The organism is Vibrio sp. SCSIO 43097 (genome assembly GCF_023650755.1).
GTDB lineage: Bacteria > Pseudomonadota > Gammaproteobacteria > Enterobacterales > Vibrionaceae > Vibrio > Vibrio alginolyticus.
On the sequence record NZ_CP071841.1, the window covers coordinates 177,980 to 200,021 of the forward strand.

At 43.2% G+C, this 22,042-nt stretch carries 21 protein-coding genes and 2 pseudogenes; 16 read left to right on the plus strand and 7 right to left on the minus strand.

All coding sequences use genetic code 11. From position 1 onward, the window contains the following. Positions 1 to 40: 40 nt before the first annotated feature. Both J4N40_RS24670 and J4N40_RS24675 read right to left on the minus strand, forming a co-directional pair. Positions 41 to 217, minus strand: coding sequence for an EAL domain-containing protein (locus tag J4N40_RS24670; RefSeq protein ID WP_373921230.1), 177 nt, complete (start codon positions 215 to 217; stop codon positions 41 to 43). 125 nt (positions 218 to 342) lie between these two features. Next, positions 343 to 664: pseudogene (locus tag J4N40_RS24675) on the minus strand (GGDEF domain-containing protein); the annotation flags it as partial. Between the two features lie 363 nt (positions 665 to 1,027). On the opposite strand from J4N40_RS24675, the gene J4N40_RS17175 reads away from it, so the two are divergent. Next, on the plus strand, positions 1,028 to 2,221 hold the full coding sequence (locus J4N40_RS17175) for an acetate/propionate family kinase (RefSeq protein ID WP_005375697.1): 1,194 nt from the start codon (positions 1,028 to 1,030) through the stop codon (positions 2,219 to 2,221). A gap of 68 nt (positions 2,222 to 2,289) precedes the next feature. Here the strand turns inward: J4N40_RS17175 and J4N40_RS17180 are convergent, their stop codons facing one another. Next, positions 2,290 to 3,219: a LysR family transcriptional regulator gene (locus J4N40_RS17180; RefSeq protein ID WP_115386707.1), complete on the minus strand. Its 930-nt coding sequence runs from the start codon at positions 3,217 to 3,219 to the stop codon at positions 2,290 to 2,292. Between the two features lie 128 nt (positions 3,220 to 3,347). On the opposite strand from J4N40_RS17180, the gene J4N40_RS17185 reads away from it, so the two are divergent. The 4 genes from J4N40_RS17185 (at position 3,348) to J4N40_RS17200 (ending at position 7,205) form a co-directional block, all read left to right on the plus strand. Next, entirely contained in the window at positions 3,348 to 4,262 is a 915-nt protein-coding gene (locus tag J4N40_RS17185) for an alpha/beta hydrolase (RefSeq protein WP_017821078.1), read from the plus strand. A gap of 72 nt (positions 4,263 to 4,334) precedes the next feature. Next, entirely contained in the window at positions 4,335 to 5,273 is a 939-nt protein-coding gene (locus tag J4N40_RS17190) for an alpha/beta hydrolase (RefSeq protein WP_017635745.1), read from the plus strand. Between the two features lie 205 nt (positions 5,274 to 5,478). Next, the gene (locus J4N40_RS17195) at positions 5,479 to 5,781 is read left to right on the plus strand and encodes a hypothetical protein (RefSeq protein WP_042521903.1); all 303 of its coding nucleotides are present in this window, start codon (positions 5,479 to 5,481) and stop codon (positions 5,779 to 5,781) included. A 398-nt stretch (positions 5,782 to 6,179) separates the two neighbouring features. After that, positions 6,180 to 7,205 (plus strand): alpha/beta hydrolase family protein, encoded by a 1,026-nt coding sequence (locus J4N40_RS17200; RefSeq protein ID WP_115386932.1) that lies wholly within the window; start codon positions 6,180 to 6,182, stop codon positions 7,203 to 7,205. 119 nt (positions 7,206 to 7,324) lie between these two features. On the opposite strand, the gene J4N40_RS17205 is transcribed toward J4N40_RS17200, so the two are convergent. Beyond that, entirely contained in the window at positions 7,325 to 8,131 is an 807-nt protein-coding gene (locus tag J4N40_RS17205) for a sulfite exporter TauE/SafE family protein (RefSeq protein WP_115386706.1), read from the minus strand. Between the two features lie 122 nt (positions 8,132 to 8,253). Between J4N40_RS17205 and J4N40_RS17210 the strand changes: the two genes are divergently transcribed. From J4N40_RS17210 to J4N40_RS17235, 6 genes are all read left to right on the plus strand, one after another. Further along, the gene (locus J4N40_RS17210; protein WP_047104473.1) at positions 8,254 to 9,048 is read left to right on the plus strand and encodes an AraC family transcriptional regulator; all 795 of its coding nucleotides are present in this window, start codon (positions 8,254 to 8,256) and stop codon (positions 9,046 to 9,048) included. A gap of 339 nt (positions 9,049 to 9,387) precedes the next feature. After that, positions 9,388 to 10,056 (plus strand): DUF1826 domain-containing protein, encoded by a 669-nt coding sequence (locus J4N40_RS17215; protein WP_025767648.1) that lies wholly within the window; start codon positions 9,388 to 9,390, stop codon positions 10,054 to 10,056. 4 nt (positions 10,057 to 10,060) lie between these two features. Next, on the plus strand, positions 10,061 to 10,531 hold the full coding sequence (locus J4N40_RS17220) for a Fur family transcriptional regulator (protein WP_017821073.1): 471 nt from the start codon (positions 10,061 to 10,063) through the stop codon (positions 10,529 to 10,531). Between the two features lie 82 nt (positions 10,532 to 10,613). Beyond that, complete coding sequence (locus J4N40_RS17225) at positions 10,614 to 11,948, plus strand: dihydroorotase (RefSeq protein WP_062730948.1); 1,335 nt, start codon at positions 10,614 to 10,616, stop codon at positions 11,946 to 11,948. 44 nt (positions 11,949 to 11,992) lie between these two features. After that, positions 11,993 to 12,553 (plus strand): LbetaH domain-containing protein, encoded by a 561-nt coding sequence (locus J4N40_RS17230; protein WP_017821071.1) that lies wholly within the window; start codon positions 11,993 to 11,995, stop codon positions 12,551 to 12,553. Then, the gene (locus J4N40_RS17235; protein ID WP_021707804.1) at positions 12,543 to 13,556 is read left to right on the plus strand and encodes a CobW family GTP-binding protein; all 1,014 of its coding nucleotides are present in this window, start codon (positions 12,543 to 12,545) and stop codon (positions 13,554 to 13,556) included. The genes J4N40_RS17230 and J4N40_RS17235 overlap by 11 nt, the downstream gene beginning before the upstream one ends. A 207-nt stretch (positions 13,557 to 13,763) precedes the next feature. Here J4N40_RS17235 and J4N40_RS17240 read toward each other — a convergent pair whose 3' ends face one another. Beyond that, complete coding sequence (locus J4N40_RS17240; protein ID WP_017821070.1) at positions 13,764 to 14,636, minus strand: aspartoacylase; 873 nt, start codon at positions 14,634 to 14,636, stop codon at positions 13,764 to 13,766. 147 nt (positions 14,637 to 14,783) lie between these two features. Here J4N40_RS17240 and J4N40_RS17245 point away from each other — a divergent pair, with 147 nt between their 5' ends. Continuing rightward, a complete protein-coding gene (locus J4N40_RS17245; RefSeq protein WP_005375721.1) occupies positions 14,784 to 16,043 on the plus strand; it encodes a peptidoglycan DD-metalloendopeptidase family protein in 1,260 nt (419 codons plus the stop codon). A gap of 523 nt (positions 16,044 to 16,566) precedes the next feature. After that, entirely contained in the window at positions 16,567 to 17,781 is a 1,215-nt protein-coding gene (locus J4N40_RS17250) for a CobW family GTP-binding protein (protein WP_213972148.1), read from the plus strand. Between the two features lie 145 nt (positions 17,782 to 17,926). Here the strand turns inward: J4N40_RS17250 and zigA are convergent, their stop codons facing one another. Next, the gene (zigA, locus tag J4N40_RS17255; protein WP_250654613.1) at positions 17,927 to 19,126 is read right to left on the minus strand and encodes a zinc metallochaperone GTPase ZigA; all 1,200 of its coding nucleotides are present in this window, start codon (positions 19,124 to 19,126) and stop codon (positions 17,927 to 17,929) included. A gap of 190 nt (positions 19,127 to 19,316) precedes the next feature. Here zigA and J4N40_RS17260 point away from each other — a divergent pair, with 190 nt between their 5' ends. Then, entirely contained in the window at positions 19,317 to 19,742 is a 426-nt protein-coding gene (locus J4N40_RS17260; RefSeq protein ID WP_017635733.1) for a TraR/DksA C4-type zinc finger protein, read from the plus strand. Between the two features lie 279 nt (positions 19,743 to 20,021). Next, on the plus strand, positions 20,022 to 20,630 hold the full coding sequence (locus tag J4N40_RS17265; protein ID WP_054576790.1) for a MarC family protein: 609 nt from the start codon (positions 20,022 to 20,024) through the stop codon (positions 20,628 to 20,630). A gap of 421 nt (positions 20,631 to 21,051) precedes the next feature. Here J4N40_RS17265 and J4N40_RS17270 read toward each other — a convergent pair whose 3' ends face one another. Beyond that, positions 21,052 to 21,492, minus strand: a complete 441-nt coding sequence (locus tag J4N40_RS17270) for a phosphate-starvation-inducible PsiE family protein (protein ID WP_005375731.1) — start codon at positions 21,490 to 21,492, stop codon at positions 21,052 to 21,054. A 246-nt stretch (positions 21,493 to 21,738) separates the two neighbouring features. Here J4N40_RS17270 and J4N40_RS17275 point away from each other — a divergent pair. Then, a pseudogene (locus tag J4N40_RS17275) lies at positions 21,739 to 21,855 on the plus strand (universal stress protein); the annotation flags it as partial. Positions 21,856 to 22,042 lie beyond the last annotated feature (187 nt).

Below are 22,042 nucleotides of genomic sequence, written 5' to 3' on the forward strand. Positions count from 1 at the left end.
CGCTCGGCTTTTTTATGCGCGTCTAATACGGTTTTGCTTTTCATCGTGTTTGTTTACCCAACTTATTACTTCGTCTAAGGGCTGGACAGAACAAGTAGCCCTGAATGATGTCACAGCCTCGACTTCTCAAAAAATGCAGTGTGTCCATGTCTTGAACGCCTTCTGCTACGACCGAATACCCTAATCCATGTGCTAGCGCAATCGTGTTCTCAACGATAGAGCGGGAGCCTTCAGCGCGGCTTGTTGTGAAAAGAAATTAACCAGCTTACCTTGAAACGTATTATCAATCTTTCGACGTTTTTGAGGTTATCTCATAATTTGAATCAGTCATTGGCCTTCAGGTTGTGTCATGTCTTCGATAGACTCAAAGCAGTATTTACGATTAGGGAGCCCAGTAAGAGCGTCATGGACAGCATTGCGCTTCTCTCTTTCAGCAACGGTATGAAGCTCGAATATCGAATCGTTGCTCCACTTAATCACCAGCACGACAAAGATACTGCCGCCAAAAAGTATAAGAGAAACCCCCGTTTCTAAGAGAGAAGCAATAGGTTTTTGCATGATGGCGTGCAAAAAAACGGCATAAGCAAAAATGAAACAGCTGATTAACAATAATAGGAAAAGTCCACCCGGTTACGTCAGTTTTCGAGCAGATGTTTTTTGTCATCTGCCATCCCCAGCAGAGCAAAATCGAACCTAAGATCACTAATAGAAATGCAATAGTGGGCACATTATTACCCCGATTTATTGATTGGTTTGTTATTTTTGTTCACCCAATAAACAACGTATCTTATATATCTGACTTTGTACAAATTGACCTATTCATAAATTATCTTTAACAAGTGATATCTTTTAGCCTTCAAATAAAATCAAAACTTGCTACAGATCAACAAAATTTGTTCAATCAAATCGGTTTTACTAAAAGATTGTTGAAAGATTAAAAAATTATTGAATAATAGAGGGGCAAACAAGAAGTACGCAGCGCACAAGCGCTATTACAACCTCTGCTCTACAACAGGATAACTATTTCATGTCTAATTCGTTTGTACTGGTGATCAACTCTGGTAGCTCTTCATTAAAATTTGCTGTTATTGATTCTGAAACCGGTGAAGCTTTGGTATCAGGTATTGGTGAGTGTTTTGGCCTACCTGAAGCTGAAATCAGTTGGAAATATCAGGGAGAAAAAACCGTTGAAGCAATTCCAGCTGGTGGCAACCATCATCAGTACGCTGTTGAGCGAGTGGTAAAACTACTCGATACTCTAGGTTTGAGCTCAAAATTTGTCGCTGTAGGCCATCGCATTGTCGCAGGCGGTGAAACCTTTAAAGGAACTGTGAAAGTTGATGAAACAGTTATTCAAGAAGTAGAGCGCCTTGCTGAACTTGCACCACTTCATAACAAAGCGAACGCTGAAGGCATGAGAGCGGCAATGGCGGCGTTCCCTTCACTGCCTCAATTTGCTGTATTTGACACTGCTTTCCACCAAACAATGCCAGCCAAAGCCTTTATGTACGCACTTCCTTACGAGCTTTACGAAGAGCATAAAGTGCGTCGTTACGGTGCTCACGGTACAAGCCACTACTACGTAAGCCGTGAAGCAGCGAAAATGCTAGATAAGCCGGTTGAAGAAAGCAGCTTTATCACTGTGCACTTAGGTAACGGTGCATCAGTGAGTGCGGTTAAAAATGGCGAATGTGTTGATACAAGTATGGGTTTGACGCCGTTAGCTGGCCTAATGATGGGCACTCGCTGTGGTGACCTTGATCCAAGTGTTATCGAGTTCCTTTTCCGTAAAGGCTGGGAAAAAGACGAAGTGTTCGAGATGATGAACAAGAAGTCAGGTTTCTTAGGTGTATCTGGTGTGACAAGTGATGCTCGTGGCGTACTAGAAGCAATGGAAGCGGGGAATTCACGTGCGAAGTTGGCATTTGAGATCTTCACTTACCGCGTTGCGAAATACATTACTTCCTACCTAGCGGCTCTGGATTCATTAGACGGCATCATCTTCACTGGTGGTATTGGTGAAAACTCACTACCAATTCGTCGTGAAATCTTGAAAAACCTAAAACTGTTAGGTTTTGTTGAAGATGAGAAAGGTAACGAAGATGCAAGGTTTGGTAACGCAGGTGTTATTGCAACATCTGAGTTATTAGGTGCCAAAGCTCTTGTTATTCCTACTAACGAGGAATTTGTGATAGCTAAACAATCGGTTGAGCTATTGTAATATATAACGAAAACAGAAAGTTAAAAGCGAGCCTCGTGCTCGCTTTTTTACTTAAAGCAATTTGGTAATTACTCTTTGAGTTTCAGAGCTTCGCGCTTTTCGATTAAAAAATCCATCAAGACGCGGATTTTTTTCGGCATATGCTCTCGTGAAGGTATATATAAATAAAACCCAGGAAACTCTTTGCACCAAGGTGTCAGAACTCGGGTCAATCTTCCCTCATTTATGTGCTTTTCCACCCATAAATCAATATGCTTCACTAAACCCACACCCTGTATTGCAGCTTGTAACATACTATAGTCATCATTAAAAATAGCATTGCCTTTAGGCTCGAAAACGAGGGTGCGCTTTGCAACATCTGGAGAGGTTAGCGACCAATGATCAATTGTTCCGCTAGAGGTAAAACGATAAGCAAGGCAATTGTGACCTTCTAAATCCTCAGGAGTTTGAGGTAGTCCATTTTGCCTAAAGTATTCAGGAGAGCCCACTATTGCCGTTGTTAACGGCGGAGTAATAGGGACCGCAACCATATGTTCATCTAAGCTTAATCCTAAGCGAATGCCAGCGTCAACGCCTTCTGCGACGATGTTAGAAAACCCATCATCCATGATTAGCTCTAGGCGTATTTTAGGATAACGAGAGAGGAACTCACCTAGATAGGGCTCAATAAGCAGCCGAGCAGCGGTTCTTGATACACTGATACGGATTAATCCCGAAGGCTCAAGATGAGAGTCGTTCAATTCGTTAACGACCTGCTCAATGTTCATCAATGAAGGTTGCAAAATATCAAGCAGACGTTGGCCTTCTTGAGTCAACGACATACTTCTAGTGGTTCTATTGATTAACCGAACTTGTAGCTGTTGCTCTAACGCTTTCAGGTGTTGTGATAAGGCAGCACGGGTTATCCCCATTTCTAAGGCTGCTTTAGTGAAACTGCGATGGCGAGCAATATGTGCAAACCACGTCAGTGATGAAATTAAAGAAGGTTCTATTCTCATTTGTTAAGTATAACTAAACAGTCATGTAGATAAAACGATATTTATCCGAAACAGTGTGTTGACTAATATTACCTCGAAGCTCAGGTCAGCCTGAGATGAACAGTTAACCTCTAATGGAGAATGTCGCTATGTCTAAAGTCACTTTCAAAAATCTCAATGGTCAAGGTATTGAGATTTCAGCGGTTATCAACTTCCCTACAGATTTTGATGCAAGTAAACAATATGCGGCGGTTGTTGTTTCACACCCAGGTGGTGGCGTAAAAGAGCAAACCGCAGGCCTATACGCGAGTAAACTTGCAAAAAGCGGCATAATTGCCATTGCGTTTGACCGTTCGTATCAAGGTGAAAGTACAGGTGAGCCTCGCCAAATGGAAAACCCTTACACGAGTACTGAAGACGTGAGCGCAGTCGTCGACTATCTGACAACGTTAGAGTACGTCGATAACGATAAAATTGGCGCAATGGGGATTTGTGCTGGTGCGGGCTATAGTGCAAATGCAGCGATCAATGATCGTCGAATCAAAGCACTGGGTATGGTTAGTGCCGTAAACATTGGCCAAATGTTCCGTAATGGTTGGGATAATTCGGTTAACGATGCTGACGCTGTTGGTTACTTAGAATTTGGTTCGAATGCTCGCACAACCGACACGAATGGTACAGAATTCGCGACTATTCCTCTAGCTCCGATGCGTGAAGAAGATGCCTCAAATGCAGAACTACGCGAAGCTTGGGAGTATTACCACACACCACGTTGTGAACATCCAAATGCGCCGGGTTTTGCTCTAACTCGTAACTTAAATCAGATCATTACTTACGATGCGTACCACAAAGCGGAAGCATTCCTAACTCAGCCAATTCTTGCTGTCGTTGGTAGTGACGCAGGCAGCAAATGGATGAGTGATGACCTGATAGAACGTGCTGCGAGTTCAGATAAAACCTTGTATGCCATTGATGGTGCAAACCATATGTCGCTTTATGATGTTGCCGAATACGTCGATGACGCAGTATCCCAACTCGCATCTTTCTTCCAACGCACTCTTTAATATTCCCGATGAAAGGCTCAATTGCTTCGAGCCTTTCTGCTCTCAAGGCTTTTTACTCTTAAGGTATTGATTATGAATATGCAAAAAATCACTTTTAGAAATGCTGATATGTCTTGGGATATGTCTGCATTAATTTTATTCCCAGAAGGCTTCAATGAATCGAAACGCTACCCAACAATGATAAGTGTTCATCCTTTTGGTAGTTGTAAAGAACAAACATCCAGCGCTGTCTATGGTAAAGCCCTTGCTGAGTTAGGTTACGTCGTGATCGCATTTGACGCGAGCTTCCAAGGAGAATCGGGAGGATTGCCTCGCTACGTAGAAGACCCAAGTCAACGTGTTGAAGATATCAGTCGCGTTATCGACTATGCAGTAACTTTACCATATGTCGATGAGAATAGAATTGGTGGACTCGGTATCTGCGGCGGTGGTGGTTACATGATCAATTCAGCCCTAACCGAAAAGCGCTTGAAAGCTGTCGTAGGTATTACGCCTGTTAACTTAGGCCGCTTGTTCCGTGAAGGCTTTAGTATGTACGACCCTATCGCCAATCTTGAAGCTATGGCTGCACAGAGAACAGCCGAAGCTCGCGGCTCAGAGCTGAAAATCGATGAACTTCTTCCTCCAAATATTGAATTTGCAAAAGAAAATGGATTAACAGAACGAGACGTGTTCGAAGCTACTGAATACTACAAAACATCACGTGGACAAACCGAAGGTGGTGCAACTCGTATGCTGTTTTCACATGCACAGAAAACACTGAGCTGGGATGCCTTTGCATTTGCCGAAACGTTATTGACTCAGCCTGTTATGGCCGTGGTAGGGCAAAAAGTCGGGGCGTTTGGTGCTTATCGTGATGGGCAGGAAATTTATGGCCGCTCTGTTCAATCAAAAGACCGACAGCTGGTTAATTTGGAAAATTGGTCTCACTATGAACTGTATGACCATCCAGAAGCAGTCGGCATTGCAATGGACAAGGTTTCTGCATTCCTTGAAACACACTTAAAATAATCTAATAAGTTAGAAGCGTTTTGTAGAGTTGCAAAGCGCTTATTTTTAACAGCGTAAGATGTAGTTCGAAGCGAGTAGGTCGGTAAATCTTCGTGCGAATAACCTCATCTACAGGCTATTGACTAAATACCACTGCCAAATACTGTTTAAGACAATGTACACTGAAACCTAATTAAAGGCGTTAGATAGGAATGAAGTTTAATTTATGCGCAAATCAGATAAGAAGGTCGAGAATCTAATTAGAGAAGTGTTGACCGAAGTTTGTGAAGATACGCTAAAAGGCTACGATGGCTTTCTTTGGGTGACTCATACCGTCAAATTCTCTTCTTTTCCACAAAGTTTAGAAATAGTCTGCGTATTCGAAACGAAGCAAGATCGAGCTAACTTTTTTGAAGGAGAGGGCCGCCAGCATGTTTCCACAACTATTCAAAAGGCATTTAATAAGGCAGGAGTGCAACTAAAGAACGTCAGTAAGCAAATCAGTTACGATACAAAACAAAAGCATTAGCCGCGCAGCAATGGTCCGTAATAAAATGGTGCTTGGCTACCTTGCTATAAAAATGCAAAGGGCACTGGATGGGCAATGAAGCTTCAGCTCACTTAGATATACATCGGTGTAACTATGAGTTATGGAGTTATGGATTGTGAATACGGTTGGTTTTCTAATGTTGCCTTAAGAGGCAATGATTAGTCGTTTACAATGAGTAAAGTACAAACTTCTGCATGGTGGATATCCGCAGAAAATTATTGAAAAGAAAGGCTCTAGCTGGAGCGGTCTATCATTTTCTTTGGGTTACCTCGACTATGAATAGCTTAATTGCTATGTTTCGCAAAATATATGGATATTCTTCTGCTCGTTATCTTCAGATTCCGTGCAGAAGAATGTGTTTGCCGGCTGAGGGAAAAATGAAAACCAAAATAATAATGTCTTTTCTACTCGCTACATTGTGTGTCAGTGTCAGCGCCAGTACGAATGAGCCGAAATACCATTCTGCGCTAACAGTCAAAACGGGATTCAGTGAAGACAGAGACAAGCCTGTGGAAGTCTATTATTGGTATCCCACCACGAACGAAAAAAACAACTTCTCGTTTGGTAGGGGGAACATTTTTAAATCAGTCGAAACGCAGTTAGATGCCCCTTTAGCAAGTGGAAAATTTCCCGTTGTGCTTTTGTCGCAGGGCGGAACACGGTCAGCGTTTTCCCACAGTGGTTGGATAGCCTCGAGCCTGGCGCAACAAGGTTATGTCGTTGTGGTACCAAAGCCTCCTGCACCGAACGAAATCAATGCAGAAATGGCTGTTGATGAAATCACATTCAGAACCAGTGATTTGGTGCTTGGGCTGAACGAATTAAGTTCGGTCGGGATACTGTCCGGAGGCGTAGATACTGATGCAGTGCAGGGGGTCGGCTTTTTTCTGGGCGGCACATCTATGCTGATGCTCTCCGGAGCGAAAATAAGCCCGGAGAAATATCGAACATCGTGTCACAACGCCACCAATGTAGACTGTCATTGGTTACGTGAAAATAACGTTGATATTACCAGCATCCCGGATCAAAAATTCCCCCGATTTCAGTCTGAAAACAAACTGAAATCGGTCGTCGTTATCAACCCTGAGCTAACGAAAACTTTTGTCCCTGAAACTCTGGCCTTGATGAACAATGCTATCACCGTGGTGACGCTTTCTGATCGGCTACATCCCGCACTGACACCAGCCGAATCACTTGTTGATCTTCCCAATGTGACGTTTCAAGAGATCCCCAGTGCGAGTCAGTTTAGTGCGTTCGCAGAATGTACTGAGCGTGGCATTAAAATTCTCGCATCAGAAGGGGAGGAAGCACTTTGCCAGGAGCGTGACGAGGTTTCCAGAAAGGACAATCACCAGAAAATTTTGGATGTAATTCTGACTAGCCTAACAAAGCCACAAGAATAGCAACAATGTGACACTTTCTTACACGTTGTCTGTTCGAGTAAGCAAAGCGAGGAGTAAGTTTTGTGCAGGCTTATCCCTCCACCATAGTGCAAGACATACTAGTGACCGTATTATTTGCCTTAATTAAGTACTTGTCCCAGCATTTTAAAGCTTAGAAGAACACACAAAATACCAACGATTTTCTTAAGAACTTTATTTGGGAAATACGCTGCACAACGCACGCCGAGGCTAGTAGTTAAGTAGCTACTAATGGAGAAGCTGATCATTGCAGGAAGGTATATGTATCCTAAGACTAAGTTGTTCCAATCTGTATTTTCCCATCCGTTTAACATGTAACCGAGGCTTCCTGACAGCGCGATAGGGAAACCTATCGCAGCAGAGGTACCAATAGCACGTTTTACCTCAAAATTTTGCTGGACAAGATAGGGGATGATCAACCCCGCACCGCTTATAGAGACAAGTGCTGATACAGAGCCAATCACCGAGCCTACAGTGATATTACCGATAGCCCCATGTGGGTTAGGGTTGTACTCATTTTCAGTGTTGAGAAACATCTTATAAGCAACATACAACATGAATACGCTGAAAAAGCCTGCCAGATAGACGCCTTGTAGATACGATGCTACGAATGTGGCGCAAAATGTTCCGACTAGAACTCCGCTCAACATTTTTCCTACCATTGTCGAGTCTACATTCTCTTTTTTGTAGTGAGCGCGCATGCTGCCCAATGTTGTAACAATCATCGAAGCCATTGATGTCCCTAACGCAAGATGCACTACTTCCGTATCAGCTATTTCCTGTAGTGAAAATAGAAACGCAAAAATAGGGACGGCCATTCCACCACCACCCACACCAACGAGTCCTGCGAGAAAGCCAATGCCCAAGCCTGCTGTAATGTAATAGATAATAAAGATAGGTTCGTTCATGATGGTTCTGCCTTCGATAAAGTGATCGTTGCTAAAATGTTACTCGAACGCTAACTTGCTATGGTAACGTTAAGAGGACAGAAAATAATGAATAATGGCCAAAATGGAATTGAGTAAATAAAGTGACAAACTCTGATTACAGCGAATGGAAAAATGGTGCCGCACTGATCGCTAAGGAGTGGCAGCATGAAAGGAGCGACTTCAACCATTTGGATCAACGGCCACATAATTGGCACAGTCATCATCGAGGCCAGTTACTGTGTATAGATGAAGGGCTAATTCAGGTCAAAACCGATGAAGGAACGTGGATACTACCACCTCACCGAGCTGGTTGGATCCCCCCGGGTGCGATGCACAGTGTTTATTTTTGTGGTTCTCTGAAAGGTCGTTCATTACTGTTTACTCCAGAGAGTTGTGAGCGGTTTCCAATGAGACCTTGCGTGATCCAAATGAGCGATGTGTTGAAAGCCCTATCGGTTAGAGCATCGATATGGAGTAAAACAGACGATCTATCCATACAGTCTTTACGTATTCTTGCCGTAATATCCGATGAAATCGTCAATAGCCCTCATGAGTCACTCCACATCCCACTGCCCAGTGATCCGAGACTGCAAAAAGTTACTCAAGCAATTTTAATAGACCCAAACAGCAAGCATTCTGTGGAGCATTGGGCCAATATCGGGGCAGTCTCATCTCGGACGTTAAGACGATTGATTCGTAGTGAGTTAAACATGAGTTTTAGTGAATGGCGGCAACAAGTACTGCTAATACATTCATTAGAAATGATAGCTCGAGGGGAATCGGTGGGAGATATTGCACATGCTTTAGGTTATTCGACGCCCAGTAACTTTATTGCGATGTTTCGTCGGGTCTATGGCGATTCACCCACGCGTTACTTTTCTAATCGCGGAATATAATTTCCGTGCTCGCATGCTCATGATGTTCCCCTAATTATCTTTAATCAAAAAAGGTAAATATTGAAAAGATTAATTGTTATGTTATAACATTTCCTTGTTTGGGGCTCTACAATTTGTTGTTTAAAGAATTGATCTCACAACCAGTAGTCTCCTATTGAGAGAGAGTAAACGTTGATTTCTTCACAAGCGCTGTCTGACTTGACTCTACATGGGGTGGGACTGTGTCAATATGTCCGTGAACTAGAGCGAAATCGTAACGATTACTAGGTCTCATAGCCCTAGAAAATCAACGTTATTAAAACCTTTACCTGACCTTTTTAACGCTTGGGAGGAAGATATATGAGCATTGATGTAGTTGAGAACCCGCTTCGTGTCCAAACAACATCATCGTTGGCGATATCGACATCAGCGAACATACTTAGCGACATCTACAAACCAGAGCACAATATTGCCATATGGCAGCGAACGCTCTCGAAAGAGTTGACGAAGGACATTAATCTGATGCTGGCTCAGGAGCCTAGATTGGCACTGGTACAAAGTGTCACGCCAGATGATGCTGCACAATGGGTACGAAGCAAGTTAGAGGGCTATGCGTGTGCTGATGCGCTGAGTGAAGATGTTGCTTTAATCGTCGATATGTTCTGCTGTTTGTTTGAGGTTAAAGAAGCAGGTTTGAGACTAACTCGCCTAGACAGCCCGATGTGCCCGAAATTTCACTTTGATCGTGTGCCTTGCAGACTTGTCATAACTTATACCGGCCGAGCGACCGAATGGTTAACCAACGATACCATTGATCGCACTAAACTCGGTGCCGGTAGTCTTGGTCAACCTGATCACCTATCGGGCTTATACGACTCTGAAAGTGCCATACGACGAATGCAGCCTGGCGATGTTGCCCTGCTCAAAGGAAGTGGTTGGGAAGGCAATGAAGCCACTGGACTTATACATCGCTCTCCACATGTTGCAGATAATGAACGTCGCTTACTACTCACATTGGATTTCATCTAGAGATATGAGAAAGCTCAAAACGGTAGATGACGTCATGAAGCAGGTAGAGAAAATCTGCCTGCTGCGAGGTAAACAACTCACTACTAAACGGAAATTGATACTGACTTCGCTGCTATATGCGGAGAAGCCGCTTTCTGCCTACGAACTAGTTGACTACTGCAATCACAACTTTTCTCAAAACATTCAAGCGATGTCGGTTTATCGAATACTCGATTTCCTTGAAGCAGAGCACTTTGTCCATAAGCTCAATACATCTAGTAAATACGTCGTTTGTTCTCAAATCGCGTGCGATCAGGAGCATGGCGTTCCACAGTTTTTGATTTGCTCTCAGTGTGGAAAGGTTAGTGAAATAGCGGTTGAAGCCAATGTTATTTCTAGCGTATGTGCGAAAGCCATACAAGAAGGCTTCACCGTTCTTAGCCCACAATTTGAGATTTCCTGTGTTTGCGATGAATGCGCAAACCGCCCCCTATGAGGCAGACACACGATCTCCCCTTATAGCTTCACAAGGTGACCGAGTATTGGCCACCTTTTCAAATTATCTAAAAGAATGAATTATGTCAGCAACATTGATTAAAAACGCTCGGGTGGTCAACGAAAGAGCCATTACCGAAACAGATTTACGTATTGTTGATCAACGAATTGACAAGATTGCTACTAATATATCCGTACAACACGGAGATATTGTAATTGATGCTAAAGGGGCTTACTTACTGCCAGGCATGATTGACGATCAAGTGCATTTCCGAGAACCTGGGCTGACACATAAAGGCACAATTGCAAGTGAGTCGCGGGCAGCGGTGGCCGGCGGTATTACAAGCTACATGGAAATGCCCAATGTTAGTCCGGCTACAACGACTATTGACTCGTTAGAGCGCAAGTTCGCTCTCGCTAAAGAAAGCTCGTTTGCGAATTATTCTTTCTACCTCGGTGCAACCGAAGACAATCTTGAACAGATTAAACAACTTAACCCCAAACAACATTGTGGTGTGAAAGTATTTATGGGGGCATCAACAGGAAATTTGTTAGTCGAAGATCCGCAAGCGTTAGAGTCAATTTTTCGTGACTCTCCAGTACTCATTGTTACTCATTGTGAAAGTGGGACTGTTATTAAACAAAACCAGCAAAAGCAAAGGCTTAAGAAGCCAGGTTTCACTATCGAAGACCATCCCATTTTGCGTGACGAAGAGGCCTGTTACGCTTCATCTTCTTATGCGGTAGAACTTGCCAAAAAGTATCACAGCCAACTGCATGTGCTGCACATCACAACGGCGAAGGAGCTAGCACTTTTTGACGAGGGAGACATTCGAGACAAATCAATCACCGCGGAGGCTTGTGTTCACCATCTTTGGTTCAGCAACAAAGATTATGGTGCTCTTGGTAACTTGATCAAATGTAATCCTTCAATCAAGTTTCCTAGTGACCGCGATGCGTTGTTAAAAGCGTTAAATACGGGGCAAATAGATATCATTGCAACAGACCACGCTCCTCACACTTGGCAAGAAAAACAAGTGCCTTACGAGCAGGCTCCAGCCGGACTGCCGTTAGTTCAGCATGCGTTACTTACTCTCTTCGAGCATGTCCGTTTAGGTCATATGAGTTTGACTCAAGTAGTCGAAAAAACTGCGCACAACCCGGCCATTCGCTATGGCATTCAAGGCCGAGGTTTTATCCGTGAAGGTTACTACGCCGATTTGGTGTTGGTTGATGCTCATACCCCAACACGAGTTAGCAACGAAAACAGTTTATATCATTGTGGTTGGTCGCCTTTTGCTGGACATGAATTTTCAGCTCAAATTCAAAAGACTTGGGTCAATGGCGCGCTAGTTTATGACAATAACAAAGTCATCGATAAACCAGCTGGAGCGATGCGTTTATCCTTCAATCGTTAAGTCGCTGACCGTAAAAAAAGAGCCATAAACAAACTGGAAGCATTATGTTAAGAAGAAACCCAACGGGCCATATGCCACAGGTGTCCTCAACAGCCTTTATCGATCCAACCGCTATTATCTGTGGCAAAGTCATTATTGAGGATAACGTTTTTATTGGACCCTATGCTGTTATTCGAGCTGACGAAGTTAATAACCATGGAGACATGGAAGCTATCGTCATCAAACGTGACACCAATATCCAAGATGGTGTCGTAATTCACTCTAAGGCAGGGGCTGCGGTGACCATTGGTGAGCGCTCATCCATTGCTCATCGTTCGATTATTCATGGTCCTTGCCAGGTTTGTGATGATGTTTTCATTGGCTTCAACTCCGTCGTGTTCAATAGCGTCATCGGTGAGAGGTGTGTTATTCGTCATAACTGTGTCGTCGATGGCCTCGATTTACCCGCTTATTTCCATGTACCACCGATGACCAATATTGGTGTCGGTTTTGATTTAGAGAGTATCTCTAAAGTGCCGCCAGAATATTCAGCTTTTTCCGAATCCGTCGTTTCTGCCAACCATGAACTAGTCCAAGGCTACCGGAGAATTGCCAATGAACTTTAATAAGCCACTGATTTCGCGAGTGCCGACTAACATCATCACTGGCTTTCTCGGGGTGGGGAAAACATCGGCAATAATGCACTTATTGACCCATAAACCGAGTCATGAACGTTGGGCTGTATTGGTCAATGAATTTGGCGAAGTTGGTATTGATGGCAGCTTGTTACAAGGCCAAAAAAAACAACAAGACCAAGTGTTTATTCGAGAGGTCCCCGGGGGATGTATGTGCTGTGCAGCAGGTCTTCCGATGCAAATCGCCTTAAATCAATTATTGTCTGAAGCAAGGCCAGATCGATTGTTGATTGAACCTACAGGCCTTGGTCATCCTAAAGAAGTACTGCAAGTGCTATCGACCGAGTATTATCGTCAAATTCTCGCTTTGCAAAAAAACATTACTTTAGTCGATGCACGTAAACTATCGGATCCTAAGTACACTGAGCATGAAACGTTTAACCAGCAAATCACTATCGCAGATACAGTGGTAGGTAATAAGCGCGATCTCTATCAAGATGAAGATGAGCAAAAGCTGACGGCTTATATAGCAAAGCTCGGTCTGCGGGAAACAAAAGTGATTTTCGCTGAACATGGCGCTATCCCTTTTCATGAATGTGAGGGAGCGACTCGTATTGACGTGCAAAAAACGCCCTCTGTTCTTTATCGTGAAAGAGAGAAAAAGTCACTTGTTCCTGAGTTGCCTATGCCTGAGAGCGGCATTCTAAAAGCAACCAATCAGGGGGAAGGTTTCTACAGTATCGGTTGGCGTATATCCGCTGAAAACGTGTTCGATCATCAAAAGCTGAGATTATTGCTGCTCGACCTCAAGGTCGAACGAATGAAAGCGGTTTTTATCACGGGAAGCGGTATTTTTGGTTACAATCTAACATCAGATGGACTCACAGAGTTTGAACTAGACGAGTGTTCAGAAAGCCGCCTAGAACTGATCTCTTCCGGTCTAGATGACCAATTTGAAGATAGATTATTTCGATGTTTGGAGAAGGCATCATGATAGAAAAGAGAAAACTCTCCTTTTAACCATAATGTCTTACCTCCTTAAAATTCTAGTGGGGTTTCTTTTAAAGCTGCGCTTAGGGCACTTATGCTGCCGTATTAGGGTGGGGTTAGTACCCGTATTTTCTGCCTATGCGGTTCAGGCACAGTTTTATTCATGGGGTGAGGTATCCACGTTACACGTGGCCTAATTACTTGCTTTAAGTTACACGGAAGAAACACGTCTTTTTTTAGCGAGGGCCATTGCTATATTTGCGGTACTGTAGGCGCTCTCATTGATAAAGTGCGGGTAAATTTCCCCTTTGCCATTCCAATGGATATCATAACCAGCGAAAGTCGCTAATAAAGGTGCTCCTGGTTTGACCGCCTCAAAATCTCTGCCACAAATAGTAGGGTGTACTAGTGCTTGCCGCATACCCTCTTGATCAAGTGGAACCCTGATTTCTTCGGTGTAAAAAAACGCCTCATAATCGCTCAGTAAGCCTATTTGGTTGAGGTTGTGCTTTTCAACATAGTCCAATACTGCGGTAAGCATCTGTTTCATCAACTCCAACGTACTGTACTCTAGCGCACCATGTGCTTGCGCCCCGACCTCAATCATTATTCCATATTGCCCAGCAGTACAAAGGTAAGGTTGCTCTTGCCATTCTTTTCGCTCTTCGAAAAGGACATGTGCTGATGGCATTCGTTGTTTGACGTACGCGCCCAGTTTCCGATAAAACACATCGTTAGAAAGCAAAATCAACGTCGCTCCCATATTGCTTGTTGTATTGTGCAGGTCAACAATCAACAGTTTTTCTTGGTTTGCATATTTCTCGATAAATTGATGTGCAATCTTGCTTTCATGCAAATCAGGACAATGATTGCTATTCATTGCTGAGAACTCGCGATTTAAGTCTGTATCGATGTATCGGACGTTGTGTTTTGCTGCTTCGGAGTTTGCGATGATCGAGCAGGCTGAAAAGGTTGATCTATTGACAGAGTAACGTTTTTCTTTGATTAGTTTATGTAAATAAATACCAGAAAGTTCGTTTCCGTGTGTTCCTGCAACGATAAGTGCTGAATTGAATGTGTTCATTATTGAGCCTTCTCAAAGAGAATGGGTTGAATGACTGGTCTTCTCTTAGCCAATCCAGTGAACTGAATAAACGTTTACTAAACTGAGTAAAAACAATCCTAGATATGTTATAACATAACAATCGTTGTTATTGATACTTAGTTTCTCATGAGTCAGTTTAAATTTATTGCTTTAATCGTTGCTGTGTTTTGTTTTTCGGTCGCTTTGCTTCTACCTACAGAGGATGAGCCAAATCAAGATAGTCACAGCACTCAACTGAATCAAAGCAGTGATTCGTCACCACCTCCATCATCAAAGATAGTGGTTCCCTCAGATAGCAGTTTGACTCCGTTGCCTAAACCTAAACAAATACACTACATAGTTAAAGTGGGAGATACGCTCAGTGGTATCTTCGCTCAATTGGGTCTCCCTTACGGTATTTTGCAGCAAATTCTCTCAGTTGATCTTGATCACCTCCAGCTAGATATGATTAAGCCCGGAGAAGAGCTTGAATTAGTGATGGATGACATGGGGCAATTGAGTCGACTAATTTATCATATGAGCCTTGTAGAGAAGGCTATCTACACTAGAGAAAACGATGGCTCCTTCTCTTACGAATTTCAGGAAATTTCAGGGGAATGGCGTGAAACCTTATTTTCGGGAGAAATCAAAGGGAGTTTTTCAGTCTCGGCACATCGAGTAGGATTGGCATCAGGCCACGTCGCAAATATTACGCAGGTGATGAAAGATAAGATTGATTTTGCGCGATCTCTTAGAGCCGGTGACCGTTTCGATATATTAGTGAAACAGCAATATTTAGGTGAATACAAAACTGGCAATAGTGAGATTAAGGCTATTTCTTTTAACTTAGCGAAGGGCGAAGTCGCTGCATTTCTAGCCGAGGATGGACGGTTCTATGATAGAGCTGGTAACAGTTTGGAGCGAGCGTTTAACCGTTATCCTGTCGATAGGGCATACCGCCGAATCACCTCTGGGTTTAACCCTAAGCGTAAACACCCAGTGACGGGAAGAGTCACCCCGCATAACGGAACGGATTTCGCGACACCAATCGGTGCGCCAGTTTATTCTACTGGGGATGGAAAAGTAATTGCGGTCCGCAAGCACCCTTATGCCGGTAATTATTTAGTGATTGAACATAACAGTGTGTACAAAACTCGTTACCTACACTTGAATAAAATCTTGGTTAAAAAAGGTCAAGTTATAAAGCGTGGGCAAAAAATAGCCCTCTCTGGGAATACTGGTCGTTCAACCGGACCACATTTACATTTTGAAGTTTTAGTTCGTAATCGTCCGGTTGATGCAATGAAAGCCGACTTACCTATCGCGAAGTCGCTTCCTAACATCCAGAAACCTTCATTTTTGGCGCGAGTATCAGAGTTTGATTATCTAGTAGAAACGAAAAACTGAGTCCCGACAATTTGTTAGGGCTCAGTTATGCTATTTTGTGTTATGAGGTTGGAGCAATAGGTGAGTCTCAATATGTGTTCCTAGAAGAATAATGACTGCGATTTTTTCTTTTACGTGCGTCCACATCCGCAACATCGGACGCTTTGCAACAATCTCCGCCTTTGATCGGCCTACGTGAAAACATCACACCAATTGCGAGCATCGCAATACAACTTAGGAAAATAAGAACGGTAAGAACTAAAGTCATAACACCACCTCCTATAAATCGCTGTATTGTCATCTTTCTCCAATTTTATAAACAAAGCAATGGTCGTTTTGTAACCACTTATTATTTTTATCAATAGTCAGACCTTTGCTGGTGATGAAACGTGCTGAGAAACGAAGGCGAGTTCTGAAAAATCAGTCTCTGTGGTCTTTACCGATTCTTAAGCTTTGGGTCTAAGACAGCAATTGGATTCCTTCTATAACTCATCAAATTGTTATGTTATAACATGTGTTTATTCAGAGTTTGTAGGTCAAAGGTATGCCATCAATTCCAGTCACTATTTTGCATGGGTTTCTCGGGTCAGGGAAAACCACTTTTTTACGCAACATTCTTCAACAAGCCGATTCTTCTGGTATTGATCTTTCCGTTATTGTGAATGACATGAGTGAGTTAGACGTTGATGGCGTGCTTATCTTAAATACCGATGCGGTGAGTGAAGAGCAGGGCAACTTTGTCACGATCAGTGGAGACAGCATCAGCAGCCCGAGTGGTGTAAGGCAGCTCGATAAAGCCCTTAAAAAGCTCTGCGCAGAAAAATGGCCAGAATGGATTGTGATTGAAACGTCGGGCAGTAGTCATCCTTTGCCTTTGGTTGAGTATTTTAAAAACAACGCACCATTCGCTCTCAAAGACGTGATTACGTTGGTGGATGCGACTTGGTTGCGAGATGACTATCGACAAGGCTCTGCCTTAATTCCGAAGTGGCAAGAGAACGTAAAGCAGGGTGTTCGCGGCGTTGAAAACTTGTTGGTAGAGCAAATTATGTTCTCAAACCGTGTCATGCTCACCAAGACGGACAAAGTGGATGACAATACCGTTCGCAACATCGCGCAGGGGATTCATCCGCTTAATGTTTACACCGAGATAATCAAAACGTCATGGGGAAACTTGGATATCCGCATGTTGAAAGGTGAGCAAGACTACAATTTCTTCCTCGTTGAGCAGTTAATCGCAGAACTTCGTGAGACGGTGAATGAGCCGTTGAATCTCTCTGATAAAGACGAACAAAGCCTTGTCGCCAAAGTGATCAAAGATGATCGACCTTTTCATCCTGCGCGTTTGTGGAATACCTGCCATCAGTATTTAACTAAAGGTGTGTTCCGTAGTAAAGGGTTCTTTTGGTTTCCAACTCGAGACGATGTTTCACTGCTTTGGAGCCAAGCGAATGGCAATGTGGGGCTTGAAATTACAGGCTTTTGGCGCGCTTCGGTAATCAATGACGAATCGCAAAACTTCACTGAAGAACATCGTCAAATCCTGCAAGATAAGATAGACAGTGTTGAAAGCCGCTTTGGTGATCGTCGTTGTCGCTTAACGGTGATTGGTCAAGAAAACGAAGTCGATGTGTTTATTGATGCGCTGGAAAGCTGCTTTTTAACGGATGCGGAATTGGAGCAATGGCAACAGGGGGCAACATTTGAAGATCCTTGGCCAAAGAAAATAGCTAAGTTGAGTCAGAAGAAGACGTTTTGATTGCGCTGGTGAAGATTCCATTGCCACATGTTTGAATCTCGGCTTGTACCAAGAGCGGACTTGTTGCGTTGGCTCGGTATACCAAAATTGGCTCTGTGTAACAAAAGCCTCCCGAATGGTGGGAGGCTTTTTGTATCTCAGTCGTTTACTGTTCCCATTCAGGGAAAGGGTCTTCCAGAGATAACCAATAGTCGAGCCCTTGCTCCATCTCATCTTCTGTTAACAAGTATTCGTTAAGACGAGCAATCAATTTCTCTTGCTCTAATCCCTGACCAATAAACACCAATTCTTGTCGCATATCGCCGTATGGTTCTTGCCAAATGTCGTTTATAGCCTCGAGGTAATCTTGATCCGTCGGCCATTCCTCCTTCGGAATCGCTTTCCAAAACATACCCGCAACACCATAACGTGCGATGCCTCCCGCTTGGCTCCATTGACCGACAAACTCTGGTCTTGTTGCTAGCCAAAAGTAGCCTTTGGAACGAATCAGTTTGCCGTAATCTTTCGCATTGTGGAGGAAGTCGTAAAACTTCTCTGGATGGAAAGGGCGTCTCGCATGATAGGCAAAGCTGGAAATGCCGTATTCTTCGGTTTCCGGTATGTGCTCGCCTCGCATTTCCTTCAACCAACCTGGGGCTTGTTGTGCCTTTTCAAAACTGAAGCTTTGTGTGTCGAGTACCGCATCAAGTTCTACTTCACCATTCGAGATAGGAAGGATGGTGGCGGATGTATTGAGAGTTCTGAGAATCGCAAGAAGCCTTTCGATTTCTGATTTCTCAGCGAGGTCGGTTTTACTTATCAAGATAACGTCAGCGAACTCTACTTGATCAACGAGCAAGTCGGCGACGCTGCGTTCATCGTCTTCACCTAAGGATTCGGCTGTCTCTGTTAAGAACTTAGCTTCATCGTAATCACGCAGAAAGTTAATCGCATCAACCACCGTAACCATTGTGTCTAAACGCGCAACGTCTGAAAGTGAGAGCCCGTTTTCATCAGCAAACGTAAAAGTCTCTGCAACGGGAAGTGGCTCGGCGATGCCAGTGGACTCGATAACTAAGTAATCGAATCTGCCTTCTTGTGCGAGTTTAGTAACTTCTTCAAGTAGATCTTCACGCAGGGTACAACAGATGCAGCCGTTACTCATTTCAACCAACTTTTCTTCACTGTGGTTGAGAGAAACTTCATTCTGAACGGTCGCCGCATCGATGTTGACTTCGCTCATGTCGTTGACGATGACCGCGACTTTTCTGCCTTGTCTATTGTTAAGAATATGACTTAAAACGGTTGTTTTTCCTGCGCCTAGAAAGCCGGACAAAACCGTAACAGGGAGTTTCTGGGTGTTCATGCTCATGCTCTTTATAGTGTAATGTTATAATATAACAATTGATATAGTCGGTGATCTTAACTCTGGCATCAAGCAGTTTGTGACTGTGTCGAGTACTGTACCTTATTGGCGCATTCATTCGTCGTTAAGTTATACAGATTCAGATGTACGGAATTTAGAGATCGAACTCTTATCTCGGTGTGGAGGTTCTATGAACGAAGAGAAAAAGCATGTCATGACAGAAGAAGAAATTCTTGCAGCGCCCGAGGCGGATTATATGAATGAAGCTCAGCTCGCGTTTTTTGAAAACCGATTATTTGAGCTTTATGAATCGACGTTAGCGCATATTGAACGTGCGAAAGAAGAGATGATTGCGCCAATGGAATTCAGTGACGAAAGCGATAGGGCGTCCAGTGAGGAGCAATCTGCAATCGCATTAAGAATCATAGATAGAGAGCAAAAGTTGTTACCTAAGATTCAACAATCGTTGGCTCGCTTGCGCACAGGGGAGTATGGCTATTGTTTAGAGTCCGGAGAACCTATCGGCATTCCAAGGTTATTGGCACGACCTACTGCTGAATATAGTGCAGAAGTAAAAGCTCAAATGGAGTCAAAAGAGCACTGGTATAAACACTAAAGCCTCACTATCTTATGACGTCGATATTCTTCTCGTTCACTTGTTTTTTTTGATGTTCTCTGAGAAGTCTAAAGCGATGGCGACTACCGTTAGGTATGGTAGTCATTACCTTTGAGATATTAATAGTTATCGATAGGATAGAAGTAAGTTCTGTATTGTAAATAACGCACCATTTTTGTTTTTCTGAATGAGCTCTCGCTATGTTAGCGTCAAACATTTTCTCTGCTACTTCAAGCTGATCTTCTATCCTTAAAGCTAAATTGGTACTGGAGAAGTAGCATGATTGACTTTGTGGCAACTTTTATCTTTTTCTTTGCTGTCATCGATCCCATAGGTACTGTGCCCGTTTTTATCGCAACCACAAAAAGCTATGAAGAAGTGGCAAAGCGTAAGGTCGCTCTGTTTGCGACTCTATTCTCCGCTGCTATCCTACTGTTTTTTGTTGTTGCTGGTGAAATCATACTTACAGCAATGCGTATTCCCTTGTCTGCGTTTCAAATCTCGGGCGGTATCGTATTGTTCTTGTTTGCTTTGACTATGATATTTGGTGAGAGTAAACCAGCAGAAGAAATCAGAACGCTCAATAGTCATCATGATACAGCAGTTTTTCCTCTAGCCATTCCATCAATTGCTAGCCCTGGCGCAATATTAGCCGCCGTTTTACTCACAGAGAACGTGCGGTTTAATATTTGGGAGCAAGTCCAGACCGTGGCTATGATGCTGCTGGTACTATTGGTTGTTTATATCTTGCTATTAATGGCCAGCGGCATACACAGGATTATTGGGAATACAGGAGCTAGTGCTGTAAGTCGGATCATGGGGTTGATATTAGCCGCTGTGGCCACGACCAACACTCTGAATGGGATTGAAAGTTACTTTGACCTTTAAGGCTGTTTCGCAAACTGAGCTGAAGGTATACGTTAAGAGCTAATTTTACGGCGAGATGACCGACCACCTGACAATCACTTTTCTGGCTGTTACTTCTAGCCGGATGTAATCCTTCAGGCTACTCGTGACGACCTTGTTTAAGAGGACCACGGAAAAGTTGAAAGTAAAATGCATAGATGTTGAGGGTATATATCAGATGGGGGAACTGGAGCAACACTTGCCCCCATTGAGCTGTGCCAATACTCAAAGATTAGCTGCTAGAAAACAATATCGATAATTTCTCCGCTTAGGCACTACTCTATAATCTTGTAGTCTAGCAGTATATAGAGCCTAGCATGGAGGAATTTATTAGCTTCCAACGTGCCAAGACAAGACTTTTTCATGCCTTGAGAGTATCTAAAAATTCGGGAGGCTGAGAAGTTTATTCAGTATGGCTCTTATTGGGCAGTTTATGGATCAGCCAGTAACCAAGACTCATACTAAGAACTACAGCCGCAATTCCAATCAGGTACATTGGAGACAAGGTTTCAAAGTCTATAATAATGACCTTTCGGGAGATTGCCATCAGCGCGGTGGCCATGACGATTTTTACATGAATAACATTTTCTCTCAGGTAAATAGTTATATTGATGAAAATTTCAATAGCAATTAAAACGGCCATAAAAGCACCAAAAGTGGCTAGCATATCTGAAATCGTCAGAATGAGTTTAGGTGGCGTGATAAGTTTTTGATATATCGTCCATGCAACATCTATCACACCCATGACGATTACAAACAACATAACTATCGACAATACTCTTACAGACCAATGAATCACTATCTGTAATTTTTTTGTTAACTTATCATTTTTATCGACTTCCATGGCCCTGTTTCCTTCGCTTGTTTATGTTCACTTAACCTTCATATGTTGAAGCTAGACAATTGAATACATGTCGTTTTAAGCATAGTTGCTGTGGTGAGAGATAGAAGCGCCCGAGGGAAGGAAGTTATGAAACTTAGGAGTGGGCACAATGTTGGACACACAATGTAATCTCTGGTGTCATGCGTTATTACCTCATTACCTCATTACCTCATTACCTCATTACCTCATTGCCTCATTTCTGATCGTGACGAGTCGACTGGTGAGCTGGTGATTCATCACCTTCACGGCAAACTGAATGAGCGGATACCACAACGTATTGATACTGGGCAAATCGATGCGCTTGTTGCTGGTTCCTCCGTGCGTTGTTAATAGAAATACAAGCGAATAAGGAGTGGGTAATCGCTCAAAAGTCGGGTGGAAAAGCGGTAAAACGGCGAAAATTATTGGAACTAAGTCAAGGCCCTTTTTTTAAATGAAAAGGCTTATTGATCTGAACACACCACTTCTCCATATAAGTATATCCACAAATACAAACCTCAAATTGGCGATA